Annotated in this window: 26 protein-coding genes; 5 read left to right on the top strand and 21 right to left on the bottom strand. The window is 41.9% G+C overall.

Annotation, left to right across the window (positions count from 1 at the left end):
• Positions 1–22: 22 nt before the first annotated feature.
• The 3 genes from BI198_RS02480 to BI198_RS02470 are packed head-to-tail and all read right to left on the bottom strand — an operon-like array spanning position 23 to position 5,618.
• A complete protein-coding gene (locus BI198_RS02480; RefSeq protein WP_235605201.1) occupies positions 23–1,288 on the bottom strand; it encodes a hypothetical protein in 1,266 nt (421 codons plus the stop codon).
• Positions 1,285–1,905: a condensin complex protein MksE gene (locus BI198_RS02475; RefSeq protein WP_070048132.1), complete on the bottom strand. Its 621-nt coding sequence runs from the start codon at positions 1,903–1,905 to the stop codon at positions 1,285–1,287. The genes BI198_RS02480 and BI198_RS02475 overlap by 4 nt, the downstream gene beginning before the upstream one ends.
• Entirely contained in the window at positions 1,902–5,618 is a 3,717-nt protein-coding gene (locus tag BI198_RS02470) for an ATP-binding protein (protein ID WP_070048131.1), read from the bottom strand. Before BI198_RS02470 ends, BI198_RS02475 begins: the two co-directional genes overlap by 4 nt.
• A gap of 258 nt (positions 5,619–5,876) precedes the next feature.
• Here BI198_RS02470 and BI198_RS02465 point away from each other — a divergent pair, with 258 nt between their 5' ends.
• A complete protein-coding gene (locus BI198_RS02465; protein ID WP_070048130.1) occupies positions 5,877–6,812 on the top strand; it encodes a PEP-CTERM sorting domain-containing protein in 936 nt (311 codons plus the stop codon).
• A 49-nt stretch (positions 6,813–6,861) separates the two neighbouring features.
• Here BI198_RS02465 and BI198_RS02460 read toward each other — a convergent pair whose 3' ends face one another.
• A complete protein-coding gene (locus tag BI198_RS02460) occupies positions 6,862–7,500 on the bottom strand; it encodes a trimeric intracellular cation channel family protein (RefSeq protein WP_235605199.1) in 639 nt (212 codons plus the stop codon).
• 273 nt (positions 7,501–7,773) lie between these two features.
• Between BI198_RS02460 and BI198_RS02455 the strand changes: the two genes are divergently transcribed.
• A complete protein-coding gene (locus BI198_RS02455) occupies positions 7,774–8,721 on the top strand; it encodes a hypothetical protein (protein WP_070048128.1) in 948 nt (315 codons plus the stop codon).
• A 73-nt stretch (positions 8,722–8,794) separates the two neighbouring features.
• On the opposite strand, the gene BI198_RS02450 is transcribed toward BI198_RS02455, so the two are convergent.
• Complete coding sequence (locus BI198_RS02450) at positions 8,795–9,202, bottom strand: VOC family protein (RefSeq protein ID WP_070048127.1); 408 nt, start codon at positions 9,200–9,202, stop codon at positions 8,795–8,797.
• Positions 9,203–9,274: 72 nt separating this feature from the next.
• On the opposite strand from BI198_RS02450, the gene BI198_RS02445 reads away from it, so the two are divergent.
• Positions 9,275–9,760, top strand: a complete 486-nt coding sequence (locus BI198_RS02445; protein ID WP_070048126.1) for a redoxin domain-containing protein — start codon at positions 9,275–9,277, stop codon at positions 9,758–9,760.
• 5 nt (positions 9,761–9,765) lie between these two features.
• Here the strand turns inward: BI198_RS02445 and BI198_RS02440 are convergent, their stop codons facing one another.
• From BI198_RS02440 to BI198_RS02410, 7 genes are all read right to left on the bottom strand, one after another.
• Complete coding sequence (locus tag BI198_RS02440) at positions 9,766–10,242, bottom strand: NYN domain-containing protein (RefSeq protein WP_070048125.1); 477 nt, start codon at positions 10,240–10,242, stop codon at positions 9,766–9,768.
• 18 nt (positions 10,243–10,260) lie between these two features.
• On the bottom strand, positions 10,261–11,805 hold the full coding sequence (locus tag BI198_RS02435) for a phospholipase D family protein (protein WP_070048124.1): 1,545 nt from the start codon (positions 11,803–11,805) through the stop codon (positions 10,261–10,263).
• Positions 11,806–11,848: 43 nt separating this feature from the next.
• Positions 11,849–12,244 (bottom strand): N(4)-acetylcytidine aminohydrolase, encoded by a 396-nt coding sequence (gene yqfB, locus BI198_RS02430; protein WP_201243382.1) that lies wholly within the window; start codon positions 12,242–12,244, stop codon positions 11,849–11,851.
• A 116-nt stretch (positions 12,245–12,360) separates the two neighbouring features.
• The gene (locus BI198_RS16450; protein ID WP_070048122.1) at positions 12,361–12,612 is read right to left on the bottom strand and encodes a DUF6868 family protein; all 252 of its coding nucleotides are present in this window, start codon (positions 12,610–12,612) and stop codon (positions 12,361–12,363) included.
• A gap of 43 nt (positions 12,613–12,655) precedes the next feature.
• Complete coding sequence (locus tag BI198_RS02420; RefSeq protein ID WP_070048121.1) at positions 12,656–13,186, bottom strand: DUF488 domain-containing protein; 531 nt, start codon at positions 13,184–13,186, stop codon at positions 12,656–12,658.
• A 17-nt stretch (positions 13,187–13,203) separates the two neighbouring features.
• On the bottom strand, positions 13,204–13,470 hold the full coding sequence (locus tag BI198_RS02415) for a DksA/TraR family C4-type zinc finger protein (protein WP_070048120.1): 267 nt from the start codon (positions 13,468–13,470) through the stop codon (positions 13,204–13,206).
• Positions 13,471–13,637: 167 nt separating this feature from the next.
• Positions 13,638–14,069 carry an MgtC/SapB family protein gene (locus BI198_RS02410; protein ID WP_070048119.1) on the bottom strand — a complete coding sequence of 144 codons (432 nt, stop codon included), beginning with the start codon at positions 14,067–14,069 and terminating at the stop codon, positions 13,638–13,640.
• A 139-nt stretch (positions 14,070–14,208) separates the two neighbouring features.
• Between BI198_RS02410 and BI198_RS02405 the strand changes: the two genes are divergently transcribed.
• Positions 14,209–15,849: a M28 family metallopeptidase gene (locus BI198_RS02405; protein ID WP_070048118.1), complete on the top strand. Its 1,641-nt coding sequence runs from the start codon at positions 14,209–14,211 to the stop codon at positions 15,847–15,849.
• Positions 15,850–15,969: 120 nt separating this feature from the next.
• Here the strand turns inward: BI198_RS02405 and BI198_RS02400 are convergent, their stop codons facing one another.
• The 4 genes from BI198_RS02400 to BI198_RS02385 form a co-directional block, all read right to left on the bottom strand.
• Positions 15,970–17,367 (bottom strand): mechanosensitive ion channel family protein, encoded by a 1,398-nt coding sequence (locus BI198_RS02400; RefSeq protein ID WP_070048117.1) that lies wholly within the window; start codon positions 17,365–17,367, stop codon positions 15,970–15,972.
• Positions 17,368–17,418: 51 nt separating this feature from the next.
• On the bottom strand, positions 17,419–17,886 hold the full coding sequence (locus BI198_RS02395; protein WP_070048116.1) for a potassium channel family protein: 468 nt from the start codon (positions 17,884–17,886) through the stop codon (positions 17,419–17,421).
• A gap of 109 nt (positions 17,887–17,995) precedes the next feature.
• Positions 17,996–19,162, bottom strand: coding sequence for an MFS transporter (locus tag BI198_RS02390; RefSeq protein WP_070048115.1), 1,167 nt, complete (start codon positions 19,160–19,162; stop codon positions 17,996–17,998).
• A 192-nt stretch (positions 19,163–19,354) separates the two neighbouring features.
• On the bottom strand, positions 19,355–20,242 hold the full coding sequence (locus BI198_RS02385; protein ID WP_070048114.1) for a LysR family transcriptional regulator: 888 nt from the start codon (positions 20,240–20,242) through the stop codon (positions 19,355–19,357).
• Positions 20,243–20,346: 104 nt separating this feature from the next.
• Here BI198_RS02385 and BI198_RS02380 point away from each other — a divergent pair, with 104 nt between their 5' ends.
• Complete coding sequence (locus BI198_RS02380) at positions 20,347–20,847, top strand: lactoylglutathione lyase family protein (protein ID WP_070048113.1); 501 nt, start codon at positions 20,347–20,349, stop codon at positions 20,845–20,847.
• 13 nt (positions 20,848–20,860) lie between these two features.
• Here BI198_RS02380 and BI198_RS02375 read toward each other — a convergent pair whose 3' ends face one another.
• The 5 genes from BI198_RS02375 to BI198_RS02355 form a co-directional block, all read right to left on the bottom strand.
• Entirely contained in the window at positions 20,861–21,856 is a 996-nt protein-coding gene (locus tag BI198_RS02375) for a 2-hydroxyacid dehydrogenase (protein ID WP_070048112.1), read from the bottom strand.
• A 68-nt stretch (positions 21,857–21,924) separates the two neighbouring features.
• Positions 21,925–22,446, bottom strand: coding sequence for a GrpB family protein (locus BI198_RS02370; protein ID WP_070048111.1), 522 nt, complete (start codon positions 22,444–22,446; stop codon positions 21,925–21,927).
• Between the two features lie 36 nt (positions 22,447–22,482).
• On the bottom strand, positions 22,483–22,863 hold the full coding sequence (locus BI198_RS02365; RefSeq protein WP_070048110.1) for a VOC family protein: 381 nt from the start codon (positions 22,861–22,863) through the stop codon (positions 22,483–22,485).
• 92 nt (positions 22,864–22,955) lie between these two features.
• A complete protein-coding gene (locus tag BI198_RS02360) occupies positions 22,956–23,366 on the bottom strand; it encodes a DUF1801 domain-containing protein (protein ID WP_070048109.1) in 411 nt (136 codons plus the stop codon).
• A 44-nt stretch (positions 23,367–23,410) separates the two neighbouring features.
• Positions 23,411–23,794, bottom strand: coding sequence for a VOC family protein (locus BI198_RS02355; RefSeq protein ID WP_070048108.1), 384 nt, complete (start codon positions 23,792–23,794; stop codon positions 23,411–23,413).
• Positions 23,795–23,847: the final 53 nt, after the last annotated feature.

Below are 23,847 nucleotides of genomic sequence, written 5' to 3'. Positions count from 1 at the left end.
CCTTTTTAAATTCTAATGGTTTTTATGCTGTTATCTGCAAGCCAATATTAATATCACGAATAAGCAGTAAATTATTCATCTCGCTTTGAGCCGCTTCTTCTCGGGTTATCTTAAACAGCTGTTTTTCCGAGACGGGTAAGGCTTGATGTTCGGCAATAATTTGATATAACCAAATTTCGCTATCCCAGGCTAACTGTTTTTCTAGCAGATAATCTAACGCACTCAGTGTGCTAGTTGTGCCGGGTGTGCCGGCGTTATCGATTACCTTAAGATAAAAGTTTTCGACATCGACTTTTAGCGCTTGTTGCCGAGCAATAATGGCGGCATCTTCTTGCAACATACTGCCACTACCACTTTGCTGTTGTGGTTGCGTGGTTAAGCTTGGCCTTGGTAAATGCCTGACTAACTCCGCTAATTGCTGCCGTTCACTAGCGCGATCTAAGGCAATGGCCGCTTGCGGTTTTATCGCCGCTGCCTGATTAAACAAAACGGGCACTTCTGAACGATTGGCATAGTCAGCTGGCTGATATTTTGGATGCTGGCGTAAAAACGCTGCCATATTAGTAATAAGCATGGAGCGGGCTTGTTGCTGGCGAAATTTAGCCAATAATTCTAATAGCCGTTTTTGTACTTCCAACAAGCTACTATGGTGCGAGCTTAACTGATTTTGTAACTGACTAACCAATAGCTTACGCAAATGGTTATTGCCTTCAGCTAGTTCTATTAACTCATTAAAGTCTAATAAATCTAAGCCATCTAGCAAGCGACGCAGCTGCTTTTGGGCACGTTCGTTTTCACGAATTTTATCATCCAAGCTACTGACAAAACCAAAGTCACTATTCAGTCGGTGCCATAAGCTGTCTATGGCTTCTTCAAACTGACCACTTAAATCGTACACCTGTTCGGTTAGGCGCTGTAATTGCAGCTCAGCAACGCTGTAATCGCCCTTATACTGCGCATCGCGATAGGCTTGTACTCGGTTACGAATTTGCTCTAGTTTCTCAGCCACATCGGCATTGATCTGACGTCGACTTTCATCGGCCACCATACTGGCAATTAACTCACTGACTAAAGGCCGTAATGCCAGCGGTTGTTGCTCATCTGGTCGCCATAAAATACGCGCTGAAATAAGCTTTTTAAGCGCGATTTCGCTAAAGGCGGCTTCATCTACATAGCCAGCAACATAACCTTGCATTAAGGCTTTATGATGCTTTCCTAATAGCGCTAAGCGTTCAGCCCCTATACTAAACAGGTTAGAAGTCATATTAGCTTCTGTTACCGTGCTCACAATAAATGCTCCTGCGCTGGCGTATCCTCCACTGGCAAGTGCTCTTCATCACGAATAAAGCGAATAACATCAATTAAGTAATCAATTTTAGCCGTAACAATGTAGTACTGCCGATCGTTATGCGGCTGCAGCAAGTAACCATGCTCTTTTAAGCGACGAAAAATTAGCTTAATTTGATTATCTAAGGCGTCACTTTGGCTATTAAAAAACCGATCACTGGCTAATTGCTGCAAGCGATGGCGCAAGCTTTGGTTATCTTCGGTGCGCAAGATAAACTCTTGCAGTTTAATGGTATCACCCGCGGTAATAGCACTGTCGCGACCTAAGGTTTCTTGCACTAATTGTAACCATTCAAGTAACGGCAATAACGACTGGATAGTGTGGCTAAATTGGCTGCTTAAATGCTCGCGTGCCGTACTGTTTAGCTCATGATAAGCCAGAAAATACACACTATTATCATCATTGCTGACTAACCGCCGATTTAACGGCCGTAAGTAATGGTCGATCTGTTGCTGAGTTTGCTCATTGGCTAAATGCCTAAACGCCTCGCTATCACTAATTTGGCAAATAAAGTCACCTGAAAGCAACCGCTCTAATAACGCGCCATGCTGGATCATAAGCTAACCTCCTGTTGCCGTTGTGCTAAGCGTTCACTTAGCCTACTTACTTTAGGTTGAATCCGTTTTAACTGGCGCTGACTGGGATCATGCTGACTTGGCTCAATTAAATAGCGATGTTGAAATAGCATCAATACGTCGGATTCTGGATTAGGGAAGGCACCAACAATAATAATATTATTGCTACTACAAGCCATAAATAGCATTTCCACATTGTGATAGGCCAAAGTACCAATTTCATCTATAGGCCAATGAATAGCCACATTGGCGTCGCCACGTAATAAGCGGGTGAATGCTAGTAAATACTTACATAAAATAAGATAGGCCATGCCATGGCTGGACGATTCTAGTAATTGCCGATCACTTTTAATTATTAACTCTGAGCCACCCTCGGTTAAATGTAGCTCTAAGCGTAATAACGATTCTATGCTGTATTGCTCATCGGCTCGCAGTAATTCAACCACGTCGGCTAGCGCATTTAAGTAGTCTTCAGACGGTAGCGCTTTACCCGAGTTACCCCAATCATCATATAACTTGGCAAAATGCTTTAACGGCTGCCAAAAACCTAATTCATCAATGGTTGATAAAATGCGCACTTCAGACTTGCTGATACCTTCTAGCACTAAGTCATCCGCTACAGCGGCACTTAAGCGCCGGCTTTGCATAGCAATACGTTTATTAATATCGCTAAATACGGTGAAGAACTTCTTCAAGTCACCACCAATATTTTCGCCCATCTCCAGTAGCTGTTGTTGTTGATCCTGTAAAATACGCAACAAGTCAGCCAAAATAGGCAACTGCTGTCGCTTACCGGCAAACTCTGGTAACTTGCGTTTTTCATGCTCTAAGCGATCTAAAAATTCACTGCCGGCATCTTTACTTAAGCTGGTTTCAAACTGCTCTAGCTGAGTACTTAACTGCTGCTCAACTTTACTACGCTCGGCTAAGGCTTCATTACTGCGCGCTAAACGCTCTATTAGATCCATAGTCGGGCTTATTACCGCTGGAGTAACAGCAGTCAGATGCAAATCAGCAAATTTGGCTAAGGTTATTTTTAATTGCTGCAAGGCTTGTTCTGCTTGCTGCATTTGGTCTTGCCACTGCTGCCGTTGTTGTTCTAATAGTTTTTGGCTGGCGGTAAACTCGGTTTTTAACTGGGTAAGTTGTTGTTGTAATTGCCGCTGTTGTTGCTTCAGTGCAGTTTCTTTTTCCAGTAATTGCGGTCGTAATTGCTGCCAATCTAATTGCATAAAGCGCAGCCACTGTGCCAATTCATCTTGGCGGCTTTCCACGTTTTTAATCTTGGTTTTAAGCTGTTCTTGGCGTTGCTTTAAATCGATTAACCGACGCGGATCAATACCTTTACTGGAAAGCTCTTCATTAAAGGCTTGCTGTAACTCTTTAATTTGTTGTTTATTATCGTCACGTTTATCGGCTAACTGCTGGTCTAATTGCTCCAGTTGCTGATCAAATACCTGTAGCTCAGCTTGCCAGTCTGCTTTTAATTCAATTTTCTGCGCTTGATGATCATCCGTTAACGCTTGCAAGTCTTGTTGTTGTTGCTGTTTTAATTGCTCTAGCTGTTGCTGCTGCTGACTTAGCTCAGCTCGCACTGTTGCTTGGCGTTGCTTTACAAGCTCGCGGTGCGTGGCTTCTAAGCGCTTACTGGCATCGCTGGCGTATTCAATGTTTTGCTCTAATTGGCTGTATTGCCACTGTGCCTGCTCTTGCTGAGCCCGCACTAATTCGGCTTGTTCGTGCTGTTGTTGCAATTGCTTTTCAGCTTGCTGCTTGTGCTGCGTAGCCTGCACAAGCAGTTGCTCTGCAGTTTGGATGCTATGGCGAATTGCAGCTTCGTCTTGAGCATGCTCGGGGCTATCAATCGCCGTTAACTCTAACTGTAAGCCAAATAAACTGTCCGCTACAGAGCCAACTTTCTGATCTAACTTTGCACCTGGCTTAGCCTCTAACTTAGCCGCCAACTTGGGCTGTAAATCTAGTCGTTCTAATAAATCCGGTTCTAATACCTTGCCCAGTGTTTGCTCCCAACCAGGGTAATGCAAGCGTAAAAAGTGACGTAAGCTGCCCTGCTCTGGGCTTAACTGGCGATGCAATTGTTGTAAGTGTTGTTCGGCATGGTGCAACTGCTGCCGCGACTGCTGCAATTGGCTATCGGCTTGCTCGCGTTGTTGCCGAGCTTTTTGCCATTGCTGTTGAATTTGCTGTACTTGCCGCGCTTGTTGTTGGGCTTGTTGCTGGGCTTGTTCTAAACGTAACCCCGCAATTTGCCGCTCTTCATGCTCAGCATCGGTTAACACTGAAGCCGTCAATTGGCTTTGTAATACCGCTATAGCACTATGACATTGGCTTAGCTGCTCAGCGAATTGGTTTTGCTGTTGCTGTAAACGCTGCTGAAATCCTTGCTCTAAACTGGATAAGGCATCGTCTTGCTGTTGCCTAGTGTGATCTTTTTGTTGTTGTAACTGTTTGGCTTTTAACCGCTGCTGCTCACTTAAACGATTAAAGGCTTCCGCTAATTTTGCTTTACGTTGTTCAAGTTGGCGCTCTAAATCACCATGTTGCTCTACCATCAATTGATATTGCTCAAGCAAATCTTGCAGGCTGTCACGCCACAAAGGTAGGGCATCCGTATCTTGTTGCAATTGACTCATATCGCGACTTTCATAAGCTTCATATTGCAGTTGCAATTGATCGAGTCGTGCTGTGGTTTCGGTTAAATCAGCCTCCGCTTTACTTAAACTGCTGTTTAAGGTCATTTGTTGCTCTGAAAATAACTGCTTATGGCTATTTATTTGGCCCCGTAACGTATTTATTTGCTGCTCAGCATCCGATTTTTGCTGCAGTTGCTGTTGTTCATCCTGCTGCAATAAGGGCAGCAAGGCGGCTAAACTGGCTTCTGCACTATCAAGCTGACGCGCCAGTTGAGTTAAGTGCTGAAAACTTTGCTGCAAAGTATCAATCCGCATTGATTGGCGCATTTGCAAAATCCATTCTCTAGCTTTGGTATTTTTCATTTTAGTGGTCGGTAAGATCACGCCATCTTCTTCAAAAATGGCCGCTAACATGGCTTTTAGCGTTTCCATTTTGCCTTCTTTGGCATGCACCGCACTAACTAATTTTTCAATATGGCGTAGTTTATGGCCACTACTGACTAAACTAAAACTCGCGGCTAAACGGCGTAACTTAACATTATCATTGCTATTACCCCGTAATGCGGCAGCATCATTTTGAATAATGCTACGATACTCGCTAGTAGCGGCTATTTTATGGGAAATTTGCAGATCAGAAATTCCGCGCATCGCGCTCGCCCACTCGGCATAACTATAACCTTTCACGCCATCAGCGGTTTGCTGTAAATAGTGTTCACTTAAATACGCCGCCGCAACAAAGCGATATTCTACGCCGCCATCGCTTTTACGCGTTAATACCACTTGGCAAATATCCGCATTATCGCGCTGGTATTCATAAATAATGTAACTGTTAGAAAACGGCAGATAAAATTGATCAAACTTCTTGCGCGTTTTCGGCACTACCCTATTGGGCTGCTCGCCATAAAATACCGGCACTAAACGCTGTAAGGTGGTTTTACCCGAGGCGTTAGTGCCACAGATATTAGTATGCTGATCTAACTGTAATTCAACTACACCAGGTAAATGGGTATGAATAAGAATAATACGTAATAATTGTGCCATAGCGCATCCTATCGGCCGCACGTGAATTACCAGAACATAAATGCTGTGCGGCGAAAAACATTGTTGTTTATTATCCACGGAATGACGCTAAACACCAGTCAAGTCTGGCAATAATAGTCGTCAACTATCTTTACAATATATTCCTAGCCTTGTTTGTGCTTATTAACTAAGTTGCTGTTTTTAACCTTTTTTTAAGTTATGGCATTTAATATGCAATTACAGCTATGGCAATACACTGCCTGAATCAAGGATACGATCATGAAAACTAATAAAAGTATTTTGCTGAGTTGTGTAGCGGCAGGCTTACTCGGCATATCTAGCATGGCACAAGCAGGCTTAGTGTTAGATACTGGCGCTCTTACTATGGGCGTGGACGATAACGGTGGCTTAGGCTTTGGTGGTGTCGGTATCGCCCTCACCGGCGGGCCAGGTGATGCTATTACCCCAGGTTGTTTATGTGAAGGTTGGGGTGCGGCTTCTGATGGCACCGGTAGCTATACTTATGGTGGCGCTACCTCTGGCATTGCATCTGCGATGTTTAGCAGTACAAGCCTTACCGATGCAGTCTCTACGGTAATTTTAACTAGCGGATTAAGGATCGTCCATACTTACTCTTCCGCAGCAGCGGGGAGTTTATTTGGCGTTAATGTACAGATATTTAATGATACTGCAGCCGCAGTTACCGATGTTCGTTATGCCCGTACTTTAGATTGGGACGTACCACCCGGACACTTCACTGATGACTTCACGACCATTTATGCCGGCCCTGGTGGCGCGGGTGCGCCCGGAAGTAAGGTACTTCACACCTCTTTTGACCCATTTGATGAACCCGATCCAATGGTAACTCGAGGCTCTATGGCTGATACTAATGCTATAGATCAAGCTGGCGATTTAGGTGCTTATTTTATTCTTGGCTTTGGTGATTTACTAGCCGGTGAATCTGTTAGTTTTGATACCTATATAGGTGCTGCTTTTAGTACTGCAAGCTTATTAAGTGCGTTTACCAGCGTAGGCATTGAAGCTTATTCGTACACTTATGATAATGATGGTACGGTAACGTATGGTTGGGGTTTTGCTAACATCGGCTTACCACCAATTGGTGAGACAATCCCAGCGCCAGCTACACTAGCCTTATTTTCACTAGGTTTATTCGGCTTAAGTTTAAGATTACGTCGTAGAAAAACCGCTCAATAAAGCAGATTAGTCTGCTGTTAATTAAAAAAGCCAGCTTAGCTGGCTTTTTTTATGGCTCGCCTAAATCATTATGATGTTTGCCAAATACCGGTATGGTTAATTTCCACTTGATAGAGGCGGTACGAAACAGCAATAAACTAAACATTGCAATAACCATCGCTTGCAACTGCTCTACCCCAAGCGCTAATAAACTGGTGTAAAGTACACCGGCTAAAATGCAAGTTATGGCGTACAATTCACCGCGAAATACCATCGGAATTTCGCGGCATAATACATCACGGATCATGCCTCCACAGACTCCGCTCATAGTGCCTAATAAGATAGCCACCATCACTGAAGTACCATGGTCAAGGGATTTTTGCGTTCCGGTAATAACAAACACCGCTAAACCAAAAGCATCGGCTATTTGTAAGGTATTATGCGGCACCGTTAACCGGTTGCGCAGTAATAATATAGTGCCAACAGCGGCAATAAAAATGGCGTAAAAATAGCTATTATCATTAATCCAAATTACCGGTACGCCCAGTAATAAGTCGCGCAAAGTTCCACCACCAATAGCCGTAACACTGGCTAAAACGATTACGGCAAAACCATCCATTTGATTCCGCCACGCCGCTAAGGTGCCCGTCACCGCAAACACGGCAATACCAAATAAATCAAACCAATGAAAATAGAGTTCCATACTCATTCCTAACGTCTACTCCTAAACTATTTTTGCATAGCTATAGCACATACCATATGGGCCTAAACCTATATATCTTAACATATGGCTCTAAACATCAGCCCTTAAAACCTAACAATAAGTACCGGCTGCTAATTAATGGCAGGCTGCTTAACTCAGGTATAAATTGATTGCTGTCAGATGTTTAACTTTAAAAACTGCAAATACTAACTTTTTATAAATATGCTTCTATGTTAACATTTTGCTGATTTATTAACATTGATAACGTAAAGGATTAGCATGAAAAAGTCAGTAATAGCGTTGGTTGTCGTGGTCGCTGCAGTGGGCGGATTATATTTTGCCAACAAAAAAGCCGAAGATGCCATTAAACAGCAAATCAGCCAAGCCAACCAAAGCTATATTGAGCTGGCCGCACAGGGCGAAATGCCACTTATTGCTTTGAGCTACAAGGATGTGTCGGCAAATGTGCTTACTTCAACTTACCGCATTCACGATTTAGCAATCAGCTTAGGTGAGTTTGGCGATATCGCCACTGTCACTGAAATTGTTGCTACCGGCGTTAAACCAAAGCAATTAGCCGATAAAGGCAGTATGACGTTAACAGGTTTAAAAGCGGCTTCAGCTGCGTTACAAATGTTGCCGCCAAATTTAAGTGCTTTTGTGCAAGGCTTAGAAGTACATGGCGACTATAGCTATGCTTATCAACAAGATGGCTCGTTACAATTTAACCAAGCTACCCATATTAATGATGAGTTTAGCTTAAGCTATGATGTAACTTTAGCTAACATGCAACAATTTTGGCAGTACGCAAAAGAAGTTACGGCCATGCCTGCTGAGCAGCAACAAGCCCTAACCACGAGCGAAGATTATCCTAAACAGATGCTTGAGCAATTATTAACTGGCGCTTTAAGCAAAGGTGAAGTGGTACTTGTTAATCAAGGTTTCTTACAACGCTTAACACAAGTTGCAGCCGAAAATGGCCAAGCGGCTGACTTTCAAACCCTGCAAGGTATTGCATTAATTACCGTATCTAGTGCAGAGAACATGCCTGCAGCTATTAAAGAAAGTGTTATTAGCTTTATCAATAATCCAGAAAAATTAGTTCTTAACTTCTCATTTGCAGAACCGTTAAAGTTTTCTGAAATGGAAAATGGCCAGTTAGCAACAAAAATGAACTCACCAGAAGATTTTATTGAGTTTGCCAACTTAAGCTTAACCGCTAACTAAGCTTAAGCTCCCAATAAAAAAGCCATGCCAGATATCACCCGCATGGCTTTTTTTATGCTTAATTTTTAATGCTTTAGTCAATTAAAGGTTTAAGCTCAATCACATTCTGCTCTGGATCTGCAATGTAAATTGACTCAGTTAAACCTGCAGCCCCATAACGTAAAGCGAACTCTGAATGCTTAATTTGATGCTGAGCTAAATATTGCTTTAGATTATCTTGGCTTATAGCGGCTACTTGCAGACAAACATGATCCACATTACGGCCATCTTGCTCTGGCGCTTTACCGCCTAACTGACCAAGTTTGCTATCAACTTGTACCAGATCAATTAACGCCGAACCTGCCCGAAGTTGAATTAAACCGTTATCATCAAGCTTATCTCGCTCTACTGTACAGCCTAAAACATCGCAGTAAAACTGCAGCATCGCTTCAAGTTTAGTGGTACGAAATACCACATGATCAAGGGCAATTATTTTCAACATAGCATTTACCTAACCTTTAATCTAACCTGTATTAAGCTTGTGAATTTTTCACTTTCCTAAGCAGGAACCAAGATGACACAACCTAATAACTACCCACTTGCGCCAGAGCTAGAAACCTGTGCTTGGTTTAATACCGAGCAGCCATTACTGCTTGGCGCATTACAGGGCAAAATTATCGCGTTATTCGCCTTTCAAATGCTCTGCCCTGGCTGTGTTTCTCATAGCCTGCCACAAGCCAGCGCGCTACAAAAACTATACCCAACAACGCAGTTACAAGTTATTGGCTTACATACGGTATTTGAACATCATCAGATCATGACCATTGAGGCATTACAGGTTTTTATTGCTGAATATGCTTTGCGCTTTGCAATCGCGGTAGATCAACCCTCAACTATAGAGTCTCAACCGCTCACGATGACAAAGTACCAACTACAAGGTACGCCAAGTATAGTGTTAATTGATAAACAAGGCAGGGTAAGGCTTAAGCACTTTGGCCATATCCATGATTTGCAATTAGGCATTATCATTGGCCGGTTATTAGCGGAGCCAAATAATTAAAAGCATTAATTTAATAATAAATTTTGATCTATCGGTATAAACTCGCTCGCGGCGTTAATCAGTGAGATAGCCGTTAACGCAGGTACGCCGTAAACATACACTTTTTTACCTTTATCTTGGCGCAGCTTTTGCGCTAGCAAGTCAAAATCGCCATCGCCCGATACCAGCACAACGACATCTGCTTGCTCGGCATAATCTAAAGCATCAATAGTAATACCAACATCCCAATCGCCTTTAGCCGAACCATCGGCACGCTGAATAAAAGGTTTAAGTTTAATTTCAAAGCCAATTGCGCGTAGAATATTTTGAAATTGGCGTTGTTTTTCATCGCCACGATCAATGGCATAGGCACTGGCTTTAACCACTGTGCCAATTTCATTAAGCTGACGCCAAAATCCATTATAATCAAAGCGTTTACCATAGGCATCTCGGGTGGTGTAATACACGTTTTGTACATCCACTAATACAGCAACTTTTGTCATTTAATGCCTTGTTTTAGCTTATAACAGCCATTCAATCGGAAATAAGGCCAGTAAAGAAACACCAAAGCGTTTCCACCAGCCCATATTAGGTTCATGATCATGCCGCACTTCTGTACCATCTTTTTGCTCCAGCCAATATAAATCACCTTTAGCATTTAGCATTACTCGATAAGCGTGTTCTGATGCATTAGCAAAAGACTCTTCCATTTTTGTGGTTAATTCTGGGCTTTCAATCACAAAGCCTAACTCAGTGTTTAAGTTGGCAGAGCGCGGATCAAAATTAAACGAACCAATAAATATGCGCTTACTATCTATTGTAAAGATTTTAGCATGCAAACTAGCAGCTGAACTTCCAAACATAGCCATATTAGTTTGTTGCTCACCAGCACGCATTTCAAATAACTGCACACCCGCTGCAAGCAGTTGCTTGCGATAACGAGCATAACCGGCATGTACAGCTGCAACATCAGTGGCTTCTAAAGAGTTAGTTATAATAGTAATTTTCACCCCGGAACTGGCTAATTTAACTAAGGCTTCTGTACCCGCTTGGGTGGGCACAAAGTAAGACGACACTATGGTTAAATGAGACTCCGTAGTACCAATAACCTTACTTAGTCTGGCGGTTAGCAACTCGTCAGGATCGGCCTTACCGACCCCTTTAGCAGGATCATCGCTAATCAAAAATGTCGTCGCCCACACCATGCTAAGATCTTGTTGCAATAGCGAGTTTATTGAAGAATCATTTTTTAATGCTTCAAAAAAATCAGCGGCGTTATCACTCTCGGTAACCTGCTCTGCAGCTTGAACCAGCAAGCTACTATCAGTAGCAACGGTATCTATAATTTGCTGCAGCGGAAAAGCTGATTCGCTAGCCCAATAACGGTCGAAATCGGCTGATACTTCTGCTACGACGGGGCCTATGGCTAACACATCAACATCTGAAAACATTAAATCTTCACTGGCACCGAAATATTCATCACCAATATTGCGGCCACCAATAATAGTTACCGTATTATCAACGGTAAAAGACTTATTATGCATCCGTCGATTTACCCGCGAAAATGCGGTTATATAATCAATTATACGAAAACTGCGATATATAAAGGGATTAAATAAACGGATTTGAACATTTTTATGGCTATTTAAAGCCAATAGCAAAGGCTCTAACTCATTGTCATTCATATCATCGAGTAAAAGTCTTACCCTAACACCGCGCTCTGCTGCGTCTAAAAGCGCTTTTAACATTAAAGTACCGGTAATATCTTTGCGCCAAATATAATACTGTATATCAAGGGATTGCTCGGCAGAACCGGCTAACGACATGCGGCTAGCAAAGGCATTACGTGATTCGCCCAAGGTATAAATACCAGATGCATCTGTGTGTTCGCTAACGCCTAACGCAATAGCAAGACCAAGTTTGGTTTTTGAAGCCAATTCCATTTCAAGCGCGGTTGAAGACTCCCATTCTATTGGAGGTGGCGCTTGGCATCCGGTTAGGCTCATGCTGATAACAACAAATAATAACCCGCCATAATACAAAAATATCGCTTTAAGCTTGTGCATAATTGCCTTATTAATAACTCGCTTAACTTGATAAACATTATAGTTAGGCTTTTACAATGTGCTGAAAAGAGACAACAAAAAGTTGTTGCTCACTGGGATAAATGTCTGTAATCACCTGTTTTAACTCATCTAAGCTCATATTTTCTTGTTCAGCATGTAAGTTAGATAAGGCTGAAAATAAAATCGGTGTTACCGTTAAAATCTTTGCTTGACCAAACACCCGCCCGCTTTCGTGTGTGGCAAGGGTAACTGTACTTCCCGGCAAGTAATTGCTTTCACTGCCATCACGAATGGTAATGGTTTTTTTACCGGCTAAAATATCTGCTTCAAATCGAGTAAAAAAAGTCATCAGCGTAGGCGCGGGTTCAGCAGTATTGATAGAAGATGCTTTCATAGCTGTTGCAGTACTAGTAGGTGCCGCCTTTAAAGGTATGGTCATAGCAGGTCTCGTGTAAAAAAATGAGGAATAACAGCGTTCGGTATGGCTTGTTAAAGCAAGATACACATCCTACTCCAGCACTATATAAGTACTATAGACGCAATAATCTTAATCCACTAAGCTGAAGTCATTATTTTTAAACTTAAATAGGGGGTTAAGCTAAATAGAATGATGCCAATTTTGTAATAAGCTAAGTATTTAAAATATACTATATTGAGCTGAGCTTTTTCTAAGGCAAATAACTGAGATTGTAGAGACTTTATTTGCGGTCTAAAGCTAATGAGCATAATAGTAGTAAACAACAGAATACCGGCATTAATTAGCAAGCTCCAACCAAAGAATTGAGTCAATAATATTAGATCAGACATTGTCACCTCTATTAATTATGTACTTGTAACGTGATGCAGTAAATTACTGCGGATAAGTTACAATATTTTCACTGTTGAGTTGGCTACCTTGAGTTAACTGTGCTGGTTCAACTTTATCTTCTGCCATTAAATGAAACACTTGATAGCCTCGCGCCAGCAAATGATCAGCCACAATGCGCCTGTGACAACGCCACCACACCGACTCTGCACACATTATAGTGCATATTTTCAACTCACCTAAGCTGATTAATTGCTGTAAACCGGCTTGAAATGCGTCGGTTAAAGCATAATCGGCATAATTATGAAAACTTTGATTTTGCCAAAAGCCATTCACTATTGGCGGTATTTGTTTGCTTTTCTTACGTAAGCCGCCAAGCGCAGCAATATGCTGGTACTCAATATTATATTTGGCTAAAAGCGGTTTAAGGATATCAGTATTATATTGCGGGTTAGTACGAGACTTAGGTATGGTGCGGATATCAACCACTAAGGCAATATCTACTAGACGCAGCATATGAATAAAAACATCCATACTGCGTGTAGAGTGACCAATGGTATAAAATGGCTTTGCCATGATTTAGTCGATCCAGCTTACCTTAATTGGCTATCTTTGCTACCACGCCGATTAATGCCACCAGAATCCGTATGTTCATCTTCTAACTGCTGCTGGCACTTTATGCATAAGCGCACACCATGAATAGCTTCGCGCCGCGCTTCAGGAATAGCACAATCGCACTCTTCACAATGCGTTAAACTATCGCCATGGGTTAAATGGCTTCTTGCTTCTTGCACAGCATCTTCAATGCTGGCTTCTATTTGTTCTTGAGTGGCGCCATCTCGCGCCCAGCCGCCGGCCATATTCTGCTCCTAATTATTGGTTAACGCAGTACGCAGCAAAAGATGCTTAAACTAGCTCTATTAGCTTGTACCATTAACACCAGTATAGTAGATCCTAAGCCGTGTAGAGGGATATTAAGGCTCTAATTATGGTTGAAGATTAAAACTGAAATAAACGTCAATGCTAGCTATACAAGCTTCTTTTTTACTTTGCCAATAATTTTTAAAGTAACAAAAGTCATCAAACTTAAGGCAATGGCAATTTCAATCCGCTCTAAGCCAACCGCAATCCCTACAGCACCCGTTGACCAAATTGCCGCGGCAGTTGAAGTACCACTTACTTGCGATGAGCTTTTTAAAATAGCGCCACCGCCAATAAAACCGATACCAGTGACAATGCCGGCAATGATTTTACTTTGTGCCTCAGGATTATCAAACGCAGACATTGCCAGAATAGTAAAAGTACATGCTGCCATTGACACTAAAGGAAATGTTCGCAACCCTGCAGAACGGCTACTTGATTCACGCTCCCACGCAGTTAAAAATGGTAACAGTAATGCAATAAATAATTGGGCGATATTTTTTACAACATGCTCAAAATCTATATCAAATAATTCCATAACCAAGTTTCCCCTATCATCTGGCATATTCACATGCCTAAGCATATAGGCAAATTATAGTCGACCTAAATACACGTATAGACATCTAGTCACACAATACTTTATAGTCGAATTCTGTTTTCTATTGAATATATTAACTATGACTCTATTAAAAACTAGCTGTGTCTTGCTTAGCTTAGCACTGGTTGCTTGCTCTGATCCGGCGTCTACTGCAAGTAAGACCAGCCCTGCAGCCTTACCTAGTGCCCCCTCAACCGCAATAGAGGTCAACTTAAGTAATGTGCATCAAGATATCAAAATATTAGCCTCAGATGAATTTGCTGGCCGCGGACCGTTAACCGCTGGTGAAACGTTAACCATTAATTATTTAGCTAAGCAATACCAAGATATTGGCTTAGTCGGTGCGGTTGATGGCAAGTTTATGCAGCCAGTTGAAATGGCGCAATTAACCCCAGATCAAAATATGACCTTAAGCATTGGTCAGCTCAGCTTTAATGCCGGTAGCGACTTTACTGCTCGTACCCAGCAAATTCAGTCATTAATTGAGCTTAAAGACTCTGAAGTGGTGTTTGTCGGTTACGGTATTAACGCCCCTGAATATCAATGGAATGATTTTAAAGATGTTGATGTTAAAGGAAAAACGGTTGTTGTATTAGTTAATGACCCTGGTTTTGCTACCCAGGATGATGACCTGTTTACAGGCAACGCTATGACCTACTATGGCCGCTGGACCTATAAATATGAAGAAGCTGCTCGCCAAGGTGCAGCAGCAGTGTTTATTGTCCATGAAACCGCACCTGCCGCTTACCCATGGAGCGTAGTAGAAAGCTCTAACACTGGCAGTAAATACACGCTAATTGATAACAATAAAAATGCCTCTCAAATCCCTATTATGGGCTGGATTGATGTCGAAGCTGCGGGCGAGATTTTTCAACAAGCTGGCTTAGATTATCAACAGTTAAAACAACGGGCGCTACAGCCTGACTTTACTGCAGTGCCCTTGAAAGCTAAGGCTAACTTAACCTTAAGAAATCAGCTTACGATGGCTAAATCGCATAACGTCGTAGCCCAATTAACGGGTAGTGAAGCTCCTAATGAATATATAGTGATTAGTGCCCATTGGGATCATTTTGGTACTAATGAAACTGAAACTGGGCCAAAAATCTTCAATGGTGCAGTAGATAATGCTTCAGGCACGGCTGCTACGTTAGAAATAGCGCGAATGATGGCAAAAATGCATCAGCACACACCCTTTAAGCGCTCTATTATTTTCGCCAATTTTACTGCAGAAGAAACCGGCTTAATTGGCTCAGAGCAGTTTGCTAGTGGCGATATTCTTCCCACTAAGCAAATGGTGGCGTTGTTAAATATTGACGGTATGAATGTACTTGATGCTGTCGATTATACGCTGCAATATGGCAAAGGCTTATCAGAAATGGAAGACTACTTAGTTAAAGCCGCTAGCGCGCAAGGCCGTAGCGTAAAAATGGACCCTAGACCGCAAAATGGGTTATTTTTCCGTTCAGATCATTTCTCGTTAGCCAAACAAGGCGTACCCAGCTTACTGTTTATGAGTTTAGGTGATACCGATCCGGATTACATTACTCATAAATACCATAAAGAAGAAGATGACTACTCAGCAGACTGGTCATTAGGTGGCGTAAAACAAGATATTGAACTGATCGTCGATATTGCCGCGCAGCTGGCAAATAATGGTGATTGGCCAAAATGGAAAGCCGAGTCTGATTTTAAAGCTCGTCGCGTCCAAGAGCGACCGTAACATTAGCTTTTTGCGCTGTTTTTTAAGCTTACCGATTAAGCTATACGCATAACATAAAAATCGCCCTAGCAACTTATATAAAGTAGCTAGGGCGGTTTTTTACTAGTAATCAATTTCCGACTACGACTTATCACCTGCTAATGCTGGAACCGCACTATCTACACTTTTAGCATCATCTACATTTTCTAAACTTTCTACACTATCAGTACTATCAGCATCTTCTGCTAAGTTCGTGTTTTCGGCCGCGCTAGATTGCAGTGGTGTTTTTAAAGCTCTAATATCATGACCGGTTGGTGACTCATGCGCTCTTAAACCAAACTCCGGTAAAATAGCAAAAATATGATCAAAGATATCCGCCTGTATATCCTCATACTCAGCCCATTTAGTCGTAGTGGTAAAGGTATAAATCTCTATCGGTAAGCCTTCGCTAGTGGGGCTTAATTGTCGCGCTAACAAGGTCATATCTTGGTGAATAAAAGGGTGGGACTTTAAAAAAGTTAATAAATAGCGCCTAAAAGTACCAATATTCGTTAGTCTACGACCATTTATACTTAACGACATATCTAACTGTTTTTTACTATTATCTTGCTCAATCGCTTTGGTTGTTTCATCTATATAACTACCCAATAACTCGGCTTTTCTTAAACGCTGCGTCATTGCCTTATCTAAAAAGCGAATGCTGCTGGTATCAATTAAAATACTGCGTTTAATCCGTCTACCACCCGATTCAGACATGCCCCGCCAGTTTTTAAACGAGTCAGATATTAAAGCGTAAGTAGGAATAGTGGTTATGGTTTTATCCCAGTTACGCACTTTAACCGTGGTTAAGCCAATATCTATCACATCACCGTCAGCGCCATATTTAGGCATTTCTAACCAGTCACCGACCGAAAGCATTTCATTCGCAGAAAGTTGAATACCGGCCACTAAACCCAAAATAGGATCTTTAAATACCAACATTAACACTGCAGACAAAGCACCTAAGCCACTTAGCAATATTAGAGGTGACTTACCCATTAATAATGAAACGGCTAACACTACAACAAAAACACTAGCAATTAACTTAATGGTTTGTAATACACCGCGTAGTGGAAAACGCATTTCCATTACTTTGTTGTAGGCTAAGCGTTCTAAAAAATCTAAAAATGAAAAGAATACTAATAAACTAAACAGTAAAATCCATTGATCAGTAACAATTTTAATAAACCATAATAAAGCATCAGAGCCTTCCAGCCATAAACCGGCTTGAACCTGCAATATTATGCCTTGAATAATTAAGGCAATACGCTGAAATAGCTTGTGTGTCAGTAACAGTTGCTGCCAATTGCCTTGGCCTTTATTAGCTAACTTAGTCACGCCACCAAATATAGGACCATGCAAAAAGTAGTGCAAAAAAATGGTAAATAACGCTAACCAAGCCAACACTAAACCATCAAAAGCTAAATCTGCTTGGCCCGGTAAATATTTCTCTAACAAGTTTAATAAAAACAATTTAAATTCGCTGCGTAAGCCATTCACGTTGCTGATCCTCCTTTAAGCTCGATGAGCTTGTTAAATTTTAGGTAAGCGTTATTTGTTACTATCGTTACTGTTATTAATACTGTGGGTATTTGAGCCATCACCCCAGTAGCGCTGCATTTCTAAAAATAAAAATGATGCTGTCCAAGTAATTAAAACTAAACCGGTTAACGACTCAATACCGGTTAAATAACGTAAGTCGCCACTAGGCACAATATCGCCAAAACCCAAAGTACTAAACACTGTAAAAGAAAAATAGGCGCAATCCATTAAAGTACCATTAAAGTTGCCACTTAACTGCCCCCAGCCTTCTGTTTGGTGCATATAGTAATAGGCGATAGCAAAAATCCAGATCTCTATAGCATGAGCAATTAACGAGCTAAAAACAGCCAGTACAATTCTTGTGCGATGGTTAATGCTCATTTTGGGTATTTGCGCGGTGACTCGATGCAAAAATTCATAATGCAACATGACACAAATGGCCACCACAAAACTATTGATAACAAACACTTCAAACATACTGACCCACCCGTTTGATTAACACTAAAAACGTTTTTTAGTAACAAGCTTAATTGGTTAGCTAGCGCTAATAAAATATAGTTTACCGTATCTATTTATTGCTGTGGCGTTATTTACTATGCTGACTTTGCTGCCGCTCAAGATAACCATACAGTATAGATAGCCCGACCATCAGGGCAGATATGACAACCAAACCGGTAAATGGCAGCATATAGCTGTCACTGTTGTCGCGGGCAATGCCAACTAATGATGGCGCCAGCGAACCAATGCAGAAACCAAAGGTTAGCATCATCGAGGTTAAACTAGCCGCCTGTAGCGGTGTATCTGTTTGTTGAATGGGTAAGGTTAATGCTAGAGCAAACATACCCGTTAATGCCGCACCTAAAAAAATGCACACTAACCAAGGCAACTGCATCGGCCACAATACAATGCAAATTAACGCTAAACAAACCGTTAAGTTCATCACGACTAATAACTGATAGGTACGAGGCACTATACGTAACAAAACCGGTGCCAAAAAAGCCCCCACTAAACCCGCGAACATAAACAAACTAGCATAACTGCTAGCTTGCACTAAACTGGCACCCGCTTCTTCATAGCGCGCAACCAGCCAAGTTGTTAACGCATAAAATATACCGCTTTGCACCGCAAACAGTAAGGTTAACAACCACGCTTTTGCCGAGCGTAAAGGCAGCTTTGGTGCAGTAGTACGGGTATGATTTACCTGCTTTGGCAACATAGGCTGCCATAAAAACCACGCTAGCAGCACAGGTAAACTCCACATAGCCATTGCCCAGCGCCAATCTTGCAAATAGGCTAATAACGGCACAGTCAACACTAAACCAAAGGCCGCACCCAAGGTAATACCCAGAGTGTAAACTGGCATAACTGTATGTAAACGCTGGCTAAAACGTTGTTTAATAAAACCTGCTATCAAGGTGCCACATATCGCAATACCTACACCAATACCAATGGCAGTTAATAATAATACCGTAGCATTATTAGCAAAAACGCGTAACGCTAACGATATCGTCAACAAAGCTAATGCCCAGCTAATACACCGCTCTAAGCCAAAGCGTGCAGCAAGAATGGGCGATACCGACGCCATAATCCCCATCATTAACACCGGTAAGGTGGTAATTAAACCTACTGCCGCACGCGATAATCCGGTATCGGCAACAATCAGTTCAATAAGGGGCGCAATAGAGGTTAAAGCAGGTCGTAAATTAAGACTGACTAATACTAACGCTAACAGCGGCAGCCAACGAATATACATAAATAGCTTCCTGCAAAGTAATTTGGTAACAGTAGTTAGATAACAATAGTTAAGTAAAAATAGTTGCTTAAAAGTAATAAGGCTTAAGTCTTAAGCTAAAGGCGGATCTTAGCATGAATATAATGCGCGCTATCAATGCAGTTTTTTTTTCAAACTCCCCCTAGCTGTTAACCTATTATTGCTGTTTACAGCTTAAGCTATTTTCAATCGCCGTATCGACTCGGCAATAACAGTTTGTACTCTATTAGGCAATGATTTATCCCGTCGTGTGCCAAGGTATAGCGTTTCTGCCACTGAATTCGTTAAGCGATAACTATTAATTAATTCAGGCTGAGCAAAAGCCTCTACCGCATAAGCTGGTAGCACCGTAAAACCTAAACCTAGGCTGACTGGTTGTAAAATCAAACTAATTTGATTCGAGAAACCTTTTTTCTGTAATAAATTGCTATGTTGGAATTGCGGATAATTAGCGGCTAACAAGGCCCCTGCATGATAAGCACCATCAGGATGATCAATAAACCCCAATGCCTCTAAATCTGACCAACTTGGCTGTGTGCTTGGCTCAAAAGTTGCCGGCGTGACTAATAACAAAGTTTCTTTAGCTACACTTTGGCAATTCACCTCAGCGCGACTACTCATTCGGGTCATAAAGCCAATATCAACATTTTGCTCTGCAATAGCCTGCTCTATCGCGCTATTGGGCGCAAAGCGATAATCAATCACTAACTTAGGATGCAGGCATTGCAACGCTAGCAAGTGCGGATACAGTTTCAGGCCCACACTCCCCGGCGACATAACCCGCACAATACCAGTATAGGCAGGATCGTCTTTTATCCGCTGCGACAAATTTACTAATGCTGAACTAAGGTCTCGACCTTCGGCATACAGGCGCTCACCGGCTTCGGTCAACATAAATTGTTTACCTTGGCGTGACAACAACGCCAAACCCAATTGTTGCTCCAGCTTTTGAATATGCTGGCTAACACCAGATTGGGTCATATGCAGTCGTTTTGCCGTACGAGTAAAATGGCCTTCTTCAACTAAACTACAAAAGGTGCGTAGCCAAACTGCATTAATCATTACGTTTTGCACTTATCTAGATAACAAATGATAATTTTACATAATGATGGATGCTTTGTAAGCTGTTTTCAGACATTGTTAATCACAATCGGAGAACACTATTTATGAACAGCGTATATCCAAGAAATTTTTCCCATATCGGCATATCAGTGCCTGACTTAGAAAAAGCCGTAAAATTTTATACTGAAGTATTAGGTTGGTATCTCATAATGCAGCCAACCGAAATAACAGAAGATACCAGTGCCATTGGTGAAATGTGTACTGATGTATTTGGTGCTGGCTGGGGCAGTTTCCGTATCGCCCATTTATCAACAGGCGACCGTATTGGTATCGAGCTATTTCAATTTCCGCAGCAAGAAAACCCAGAGAATAATTTTGAGTACTGGAAAACTGGCATCTTTCACTTTTGCGTACAAGATCCTAATTTGGAAGAACTCGCTGAGCGTATAGTCGCCGCAGGTGGTAAAAAGCGTATGCCTAAACCACGTTATTATTATCCGGGTGAAAAACCGTATCGGATGATTTATATGGAAGATCCGTTTGGTAACATCTTAGAAATATACAGCCACAGCTACGAATTAATTTATGCTGAAGGCGCTTACTAAACTGGCTAACAGCTTATGGTGCAGTAACTTCATTAATACAATTCGCCCCCTGCTGTATGGCTGTAATATTGGCTAATGTCGTGTTAGCAATGGTGGTAATCGCCTCAGCGGTAAAAAAAGCCTGATGGCCGGTAATTAACACATTTGGCATGGTTAATAACCGGCTAAACATATCATCTTGTAAAATCTGCGCTGAGCGGTCGCTGAAAAATAAAGCCGCTTCGTGCTCATAAACATCCAAGCCTAAATAACCAATTTTGCCATTCTTTAAATGTTTAATTGCTGCCTGAGTATCCAACACCGCACCTCGGCTAGTATTAATTAACATTACGCCAGGTTTCATTATACTCAGCGCCTTATCATCAATTAAATAACGCGTTTTTGCTGTTAAAGGGCAGTGCAAACTAATAATATCTGCACAACTAATTAAGCGCTGAAAATCCATATATTCAACCCCCATTTGCTGACAATTAGGGTTTGGCTCGGGATCATAGGCTATAACGGAGCAGCCAAAGCCCTGCATAATGCGACAAAAAGCTTCACCTATTTTACCGGTGCCAACAACACCAACGGTTTTACCGTGTAAATTAAACCCCAGCATACCGCTGAGCATAAAATTGTTATCTCTAACTCGGTTATAAGCCCGGTGTAATTGGCGGTTCAGCGCCAAAATTAAACCGACTGCATGTTCAGCAATGCCTTCAGGTGCATAATCTGGCACATATACCACTTTTATGGCTAAGGCTTGTGCTGAAACTAAACAGACATTGTTATAACCGGCGCAACGCAACGCTATGGTATGAATACCCATGGCAGCTAATTGCTCTAAACAGGCTTTATCTAGCTTATCATTTACAAATACACACACCGCTTGGCAGCCTTTGGCTAGACTTGCCGTCTGACTATTAAGTGGCTGCTGTAAAAAAATTAATTGATGAGTAAAGCTTTGATTAGCTTCAGTAAAAGCAGTTCGATCATATGATTGGGTACTAAATACCGCAACTTTCATTTTCGCCACTCCCTGCTTTCAAATTAGACAGACGCCATAAGTCGGTTTTACATAATAGCGCCAGCTTGTTACACAGCTAATTGACTAAGCACCGATTTCACAAAGGGTGCTTTTTGCTTAGCGTAAGCCTCTTGCTCGGTCACGCCTGTGGCTAAGATAACTTGTTTAGTTTGTTCGTAACTACTGCGTGCTTGCGGATCCTGCAGCAAAAAAGCCTTGTACTGCAATTGCTTATAATGCTCATCTGAAGCACGCTCTATGACATGAACATGAATAAGATACTTAATGCCATCAAATAATACCGCGCCATCTTTACGCGGCCGCTGCGGCGGAAAAGGCTTAGTACTCACTTGATCTTGAAAACCCACTTCAGCCAGACGGTTCAAGGCGAGCTGGATCTTGCCACTGGGGTATAACACAGATAAATCAATAATCCCTTTACCGCCCACTTTAGCCGAAGTCGAGCCAAAATGGATCACGTCTAATTCAGCGCAACTTATCATGTCTATTAAAGCCTGCGCCACGGCCAAATAAACCGGCTGCCAAGGCTTAAATTCGGCTACTACTTTTTCATACGGCAAAATCTTCATCTAATATCTAAGCCCACTAACCAACTTGCAGCTATTTTACTGTGCTGAATGTAAACCAAAAATATTTCCCTCGGTATCAATGGCTAAACAAATAAAGCCATATTGGCCTATCGACATTTTAGAAGTTTGTATTTTACCGCCATTAGCGATGACTCTAGATTCTTCCACCGCACAGTCCTGACAAGAAAAATACACTATAGTGCTGTTATGTCCGGCCTCAATACCAGGCATTTTTACTAGCGAGCCGGTCGCGCCATAGCTTTCCATATCGCCAGCAAAGCACCACATTTCAAGCTCCATTCCCGGCGGTTTTTCTAACGGCTCTAAACTGACAGCCAACACGGCTTGATAAAACTTTTTGGCTCTATCCATGTCATTAACATAAATTTCAAACCAACTAATCGGATTAGGTTGCATAACAATATCCTTAACAATGCAATGATACACCGATCAAGCTTAGTCTAGAATTTTGCCTTTAGTCGTGCCTTTTCTCAGGCAGTGATTCACTATCAACGCTGTGTGGTATGAGTATAATCAGCCGCAATAATATCCTGCAACACCTGTAAATCTACATCATCAAGCTTATTAATATACAAACACGCTACCGATTTTTTATGCTTACCTAACGCGGCATAAAGTCGTGCAGCATTGGCAAACTTATCGCCAACATAAAATGTCATATTGGCTTTTCGCGGTGAAAATGCCGCTGCGGGCATGGTGCCTTCTCGGCCACTATCATAACGATAAGACACCTCGCCAAAACCGATAATTGAAGGCCCCCACATAACCGCCGGTAACCCCGTTATCTGTTGGTACATATTTAATGCCCGCTCAGCATCCGCTTTACGCCGCGCATTATCTAACCCAGCAATAAAGGCATCCACCGAGGCTAATGTAGGTTGAGTTTGATTTTCAGCCACTATTCTTCCTTAAAATAAAATGGGTCAGAGTGATTTAATTTAAGCTAACTCACCGCTGGTGCTTTTTCCGACAAAACAGCTTCAGACCAAACCGCAAATTCATTACCACTTGGTTCAGTAAAGTGAAATCGCACACCGCCCGGAAAATCAAAAATTGATTGAATTACCTCTCCACCGTGCCTAATAACTTGGCGCAGTGTTGCCTGAATATCAGCACTATAAAACACTAACAAAGCGCCACCCTTTGCGGTAAGGCTACAGGCATTGGCTTTATAAAATCCGCCATCCAAGCCTTGATTAGAAAATGAAGTATATTCAGGACCATAATCGACAAAATGCCAGCCAAATACCGCCGTAAAAAACTGTTTAGTTGCCACTAAATCTTTAGCCGCAAACTCAACATAATTAAGTTTTCCATCTTGGTTCATTGTTTAGTACCTTTAGCTTAAACTCACTTTAATCTGCTTTAATAGCATAGATT

Origin of the sequence: Rheinheimera salexigens (assembly GCF_001752395.1) — a bacterium.
Classification (GTDB): domain Bacteria; phylum Pseudomonadota; class Gammaproteobacteria; order Enterobacterales; family Alteromonadaceae; genus Alishewanella; species Alishewanella salexigens.
The sequence above is the reverse complement of the archived record's forward strand: the minus strand, read 5'-3'. Positions and strand labels throughout refer to the sequence as shown.

Bases quoted from the DNA above. Each gene is read 5' to 3' on its own strand.
- BI198_RS02475 (WP_070048132.1), bottom strand. From the start codon at position 1,905: ATGATCCAGCATGGCGCGTTATTAGAGCGGTTGCTTTCAGGTGACTTT.
- BI198_RS02470 (WP_070048131.1), bottom strand. From the start codon at position 5,618: ATGGCACAATTATTACGTATTATTCTTATTCATACCCATTTACCTGGT.
- BI198_RS02465 (WP_070048130.1), top strand. From the start codon at position 5,877: ATGAAAACTAATAAAAGTATTTTGCTGAGTTGTGTAGCGGCAGGCTTA.
- BI198_RS02460 (WP_235605199.1), bottom strand. From the start codon at position 7,500: ATGAGTATGGAACTCTATTTTCATTGGTTTGATTTATTTGGTATTGCC.
- BI198_RS02455 (WP_070048128.1), top strand. From the start codon at position 7,774: ATGAAAAAGTCAGTAATAGCGTTGGTTGTCGTGGTCGCTGCAGTGGGC.
- BI198_RS02450 (WP_070048127.1), bottom strand. From the start codon at position 9,202: ATGTTGAAAATAATTGCCCTTGATCATGTGGTATTTCGTACCACTAAA.
- BI198_RS02445 (WP_070048126.1), top strand. From the start codon at position 9,275: ATGACACAACCTAATAACTACCCACTTGCGCCAGAGCTAGAAACCTGT.
- BI198_RS02440 (WP_070048125.1), bottom strand. From the start codon at position 10,242: ATGACAAAAGTTGCTGTATTAGTGGATGTACAAAACGTGTATTACACC.
- BI198_RS02435 (WP_070048124.1), bottom strand. From the start codon at position 11,805: ATGCACAAGCTTAAAGCGATATTTTTGTATTATGGCGGGTTATTATTT.
- yqfB (WP_201243382.1), bottom strand. From the start codon at position 12,244: ATGACCATACCTTTAAAGGCGGCACCTACTAGTACTGCAACAGCTATG.
- BI198_RS16450 (WP_070048122.1), bottom strand. From the start codon at position 12,612: ATGTCTGATCTAATATTATTGACTCAATTCTTTGGTTGGAGCTTGCTA.
- BI198_RS02420 (WP_070048121.1), bottom strand. From the start codon at position 13,186: ATGGCAAAGCCATTTTATACCATTGGTCACTCTACACGCAGTATGGAT.
- BI198_RS02415 (WP_070048120.1), bottom strand. From the start codon at position 13,470: ATGGCCGGCGGCTGGGCGCGAGATGGCGCCACTCAAGAACAAATAGAA.
- BI198_RS02410 (WP_070048119.1), bottom strand. From the start codon at position 14,069: ATGGAATTATTTGATATAGATTTTGAGCATGTTGTAAAAAATATCGCC.
- BI198_RS02405 (WP_070048118.1), top strand. From the start codon at position 14,209: ATGACTCTATTAAAAACTAGCTGTGTCTTGCTTAGCTTAGCACTGGTT.
- BI198_RS02395 (WP_070048116.1), bottom strand. From the start codon at position 17,886: ATGTTTGAAGTGTTTGTTATCAATAGTTTTGTGGTGGCCATTTGTGTC.
- BI198_RS02390 (WP_070048115.1), bottom strand. From the start codon at position 19,162: ATGTATATTCGTTGGCTGCCGCTGTTAGCGTTAGTATTAGTCAGTCTT.
- BI198_RS02385 (WP_070048114.1), bottom strand. From the start codon at position 20,242: ATGATTAATGCAGTTTGGCTACGCACCTTTTGTAGTTTAGTTGAAGAA.
- BI198_RS02380 (WP_070048113.1), top strand. From the start codon at position 20,347: ATGAACAGCGTATATCCAAGAAATTTTTCCCATATCGGCATATCAGTG.
- BI198_RS02375 (WP_070048112.1), bottom strand. From the start codon at position 21,856: ATGAAAGTTGCGGTATTTAGTACCCAATCATATGATCGAACTGCTTTT.
- BI198_RS02370 (WP_070048111.1), bottom strand. From the start codon at position 22,446: ATGAAGATTTTGCCGTATGAAAAAGTAGTAGCCGAATTTAAGCCTTGG.
- BI198_RS02365 (WP_070048110.1), bottom strand. From the start codon at position 22,863: ATGCAACCTAATCCGATTAGTTGGTTTGAAATTTATGTTAATGACATG.
- BI198_RS02355 (WP_070048108.1), bottom strand. From the start codon at position 23,794: ATGAACCAAGATGGAAAACTTAATTATGTTGAGTTTGCGGCTAAAGAT.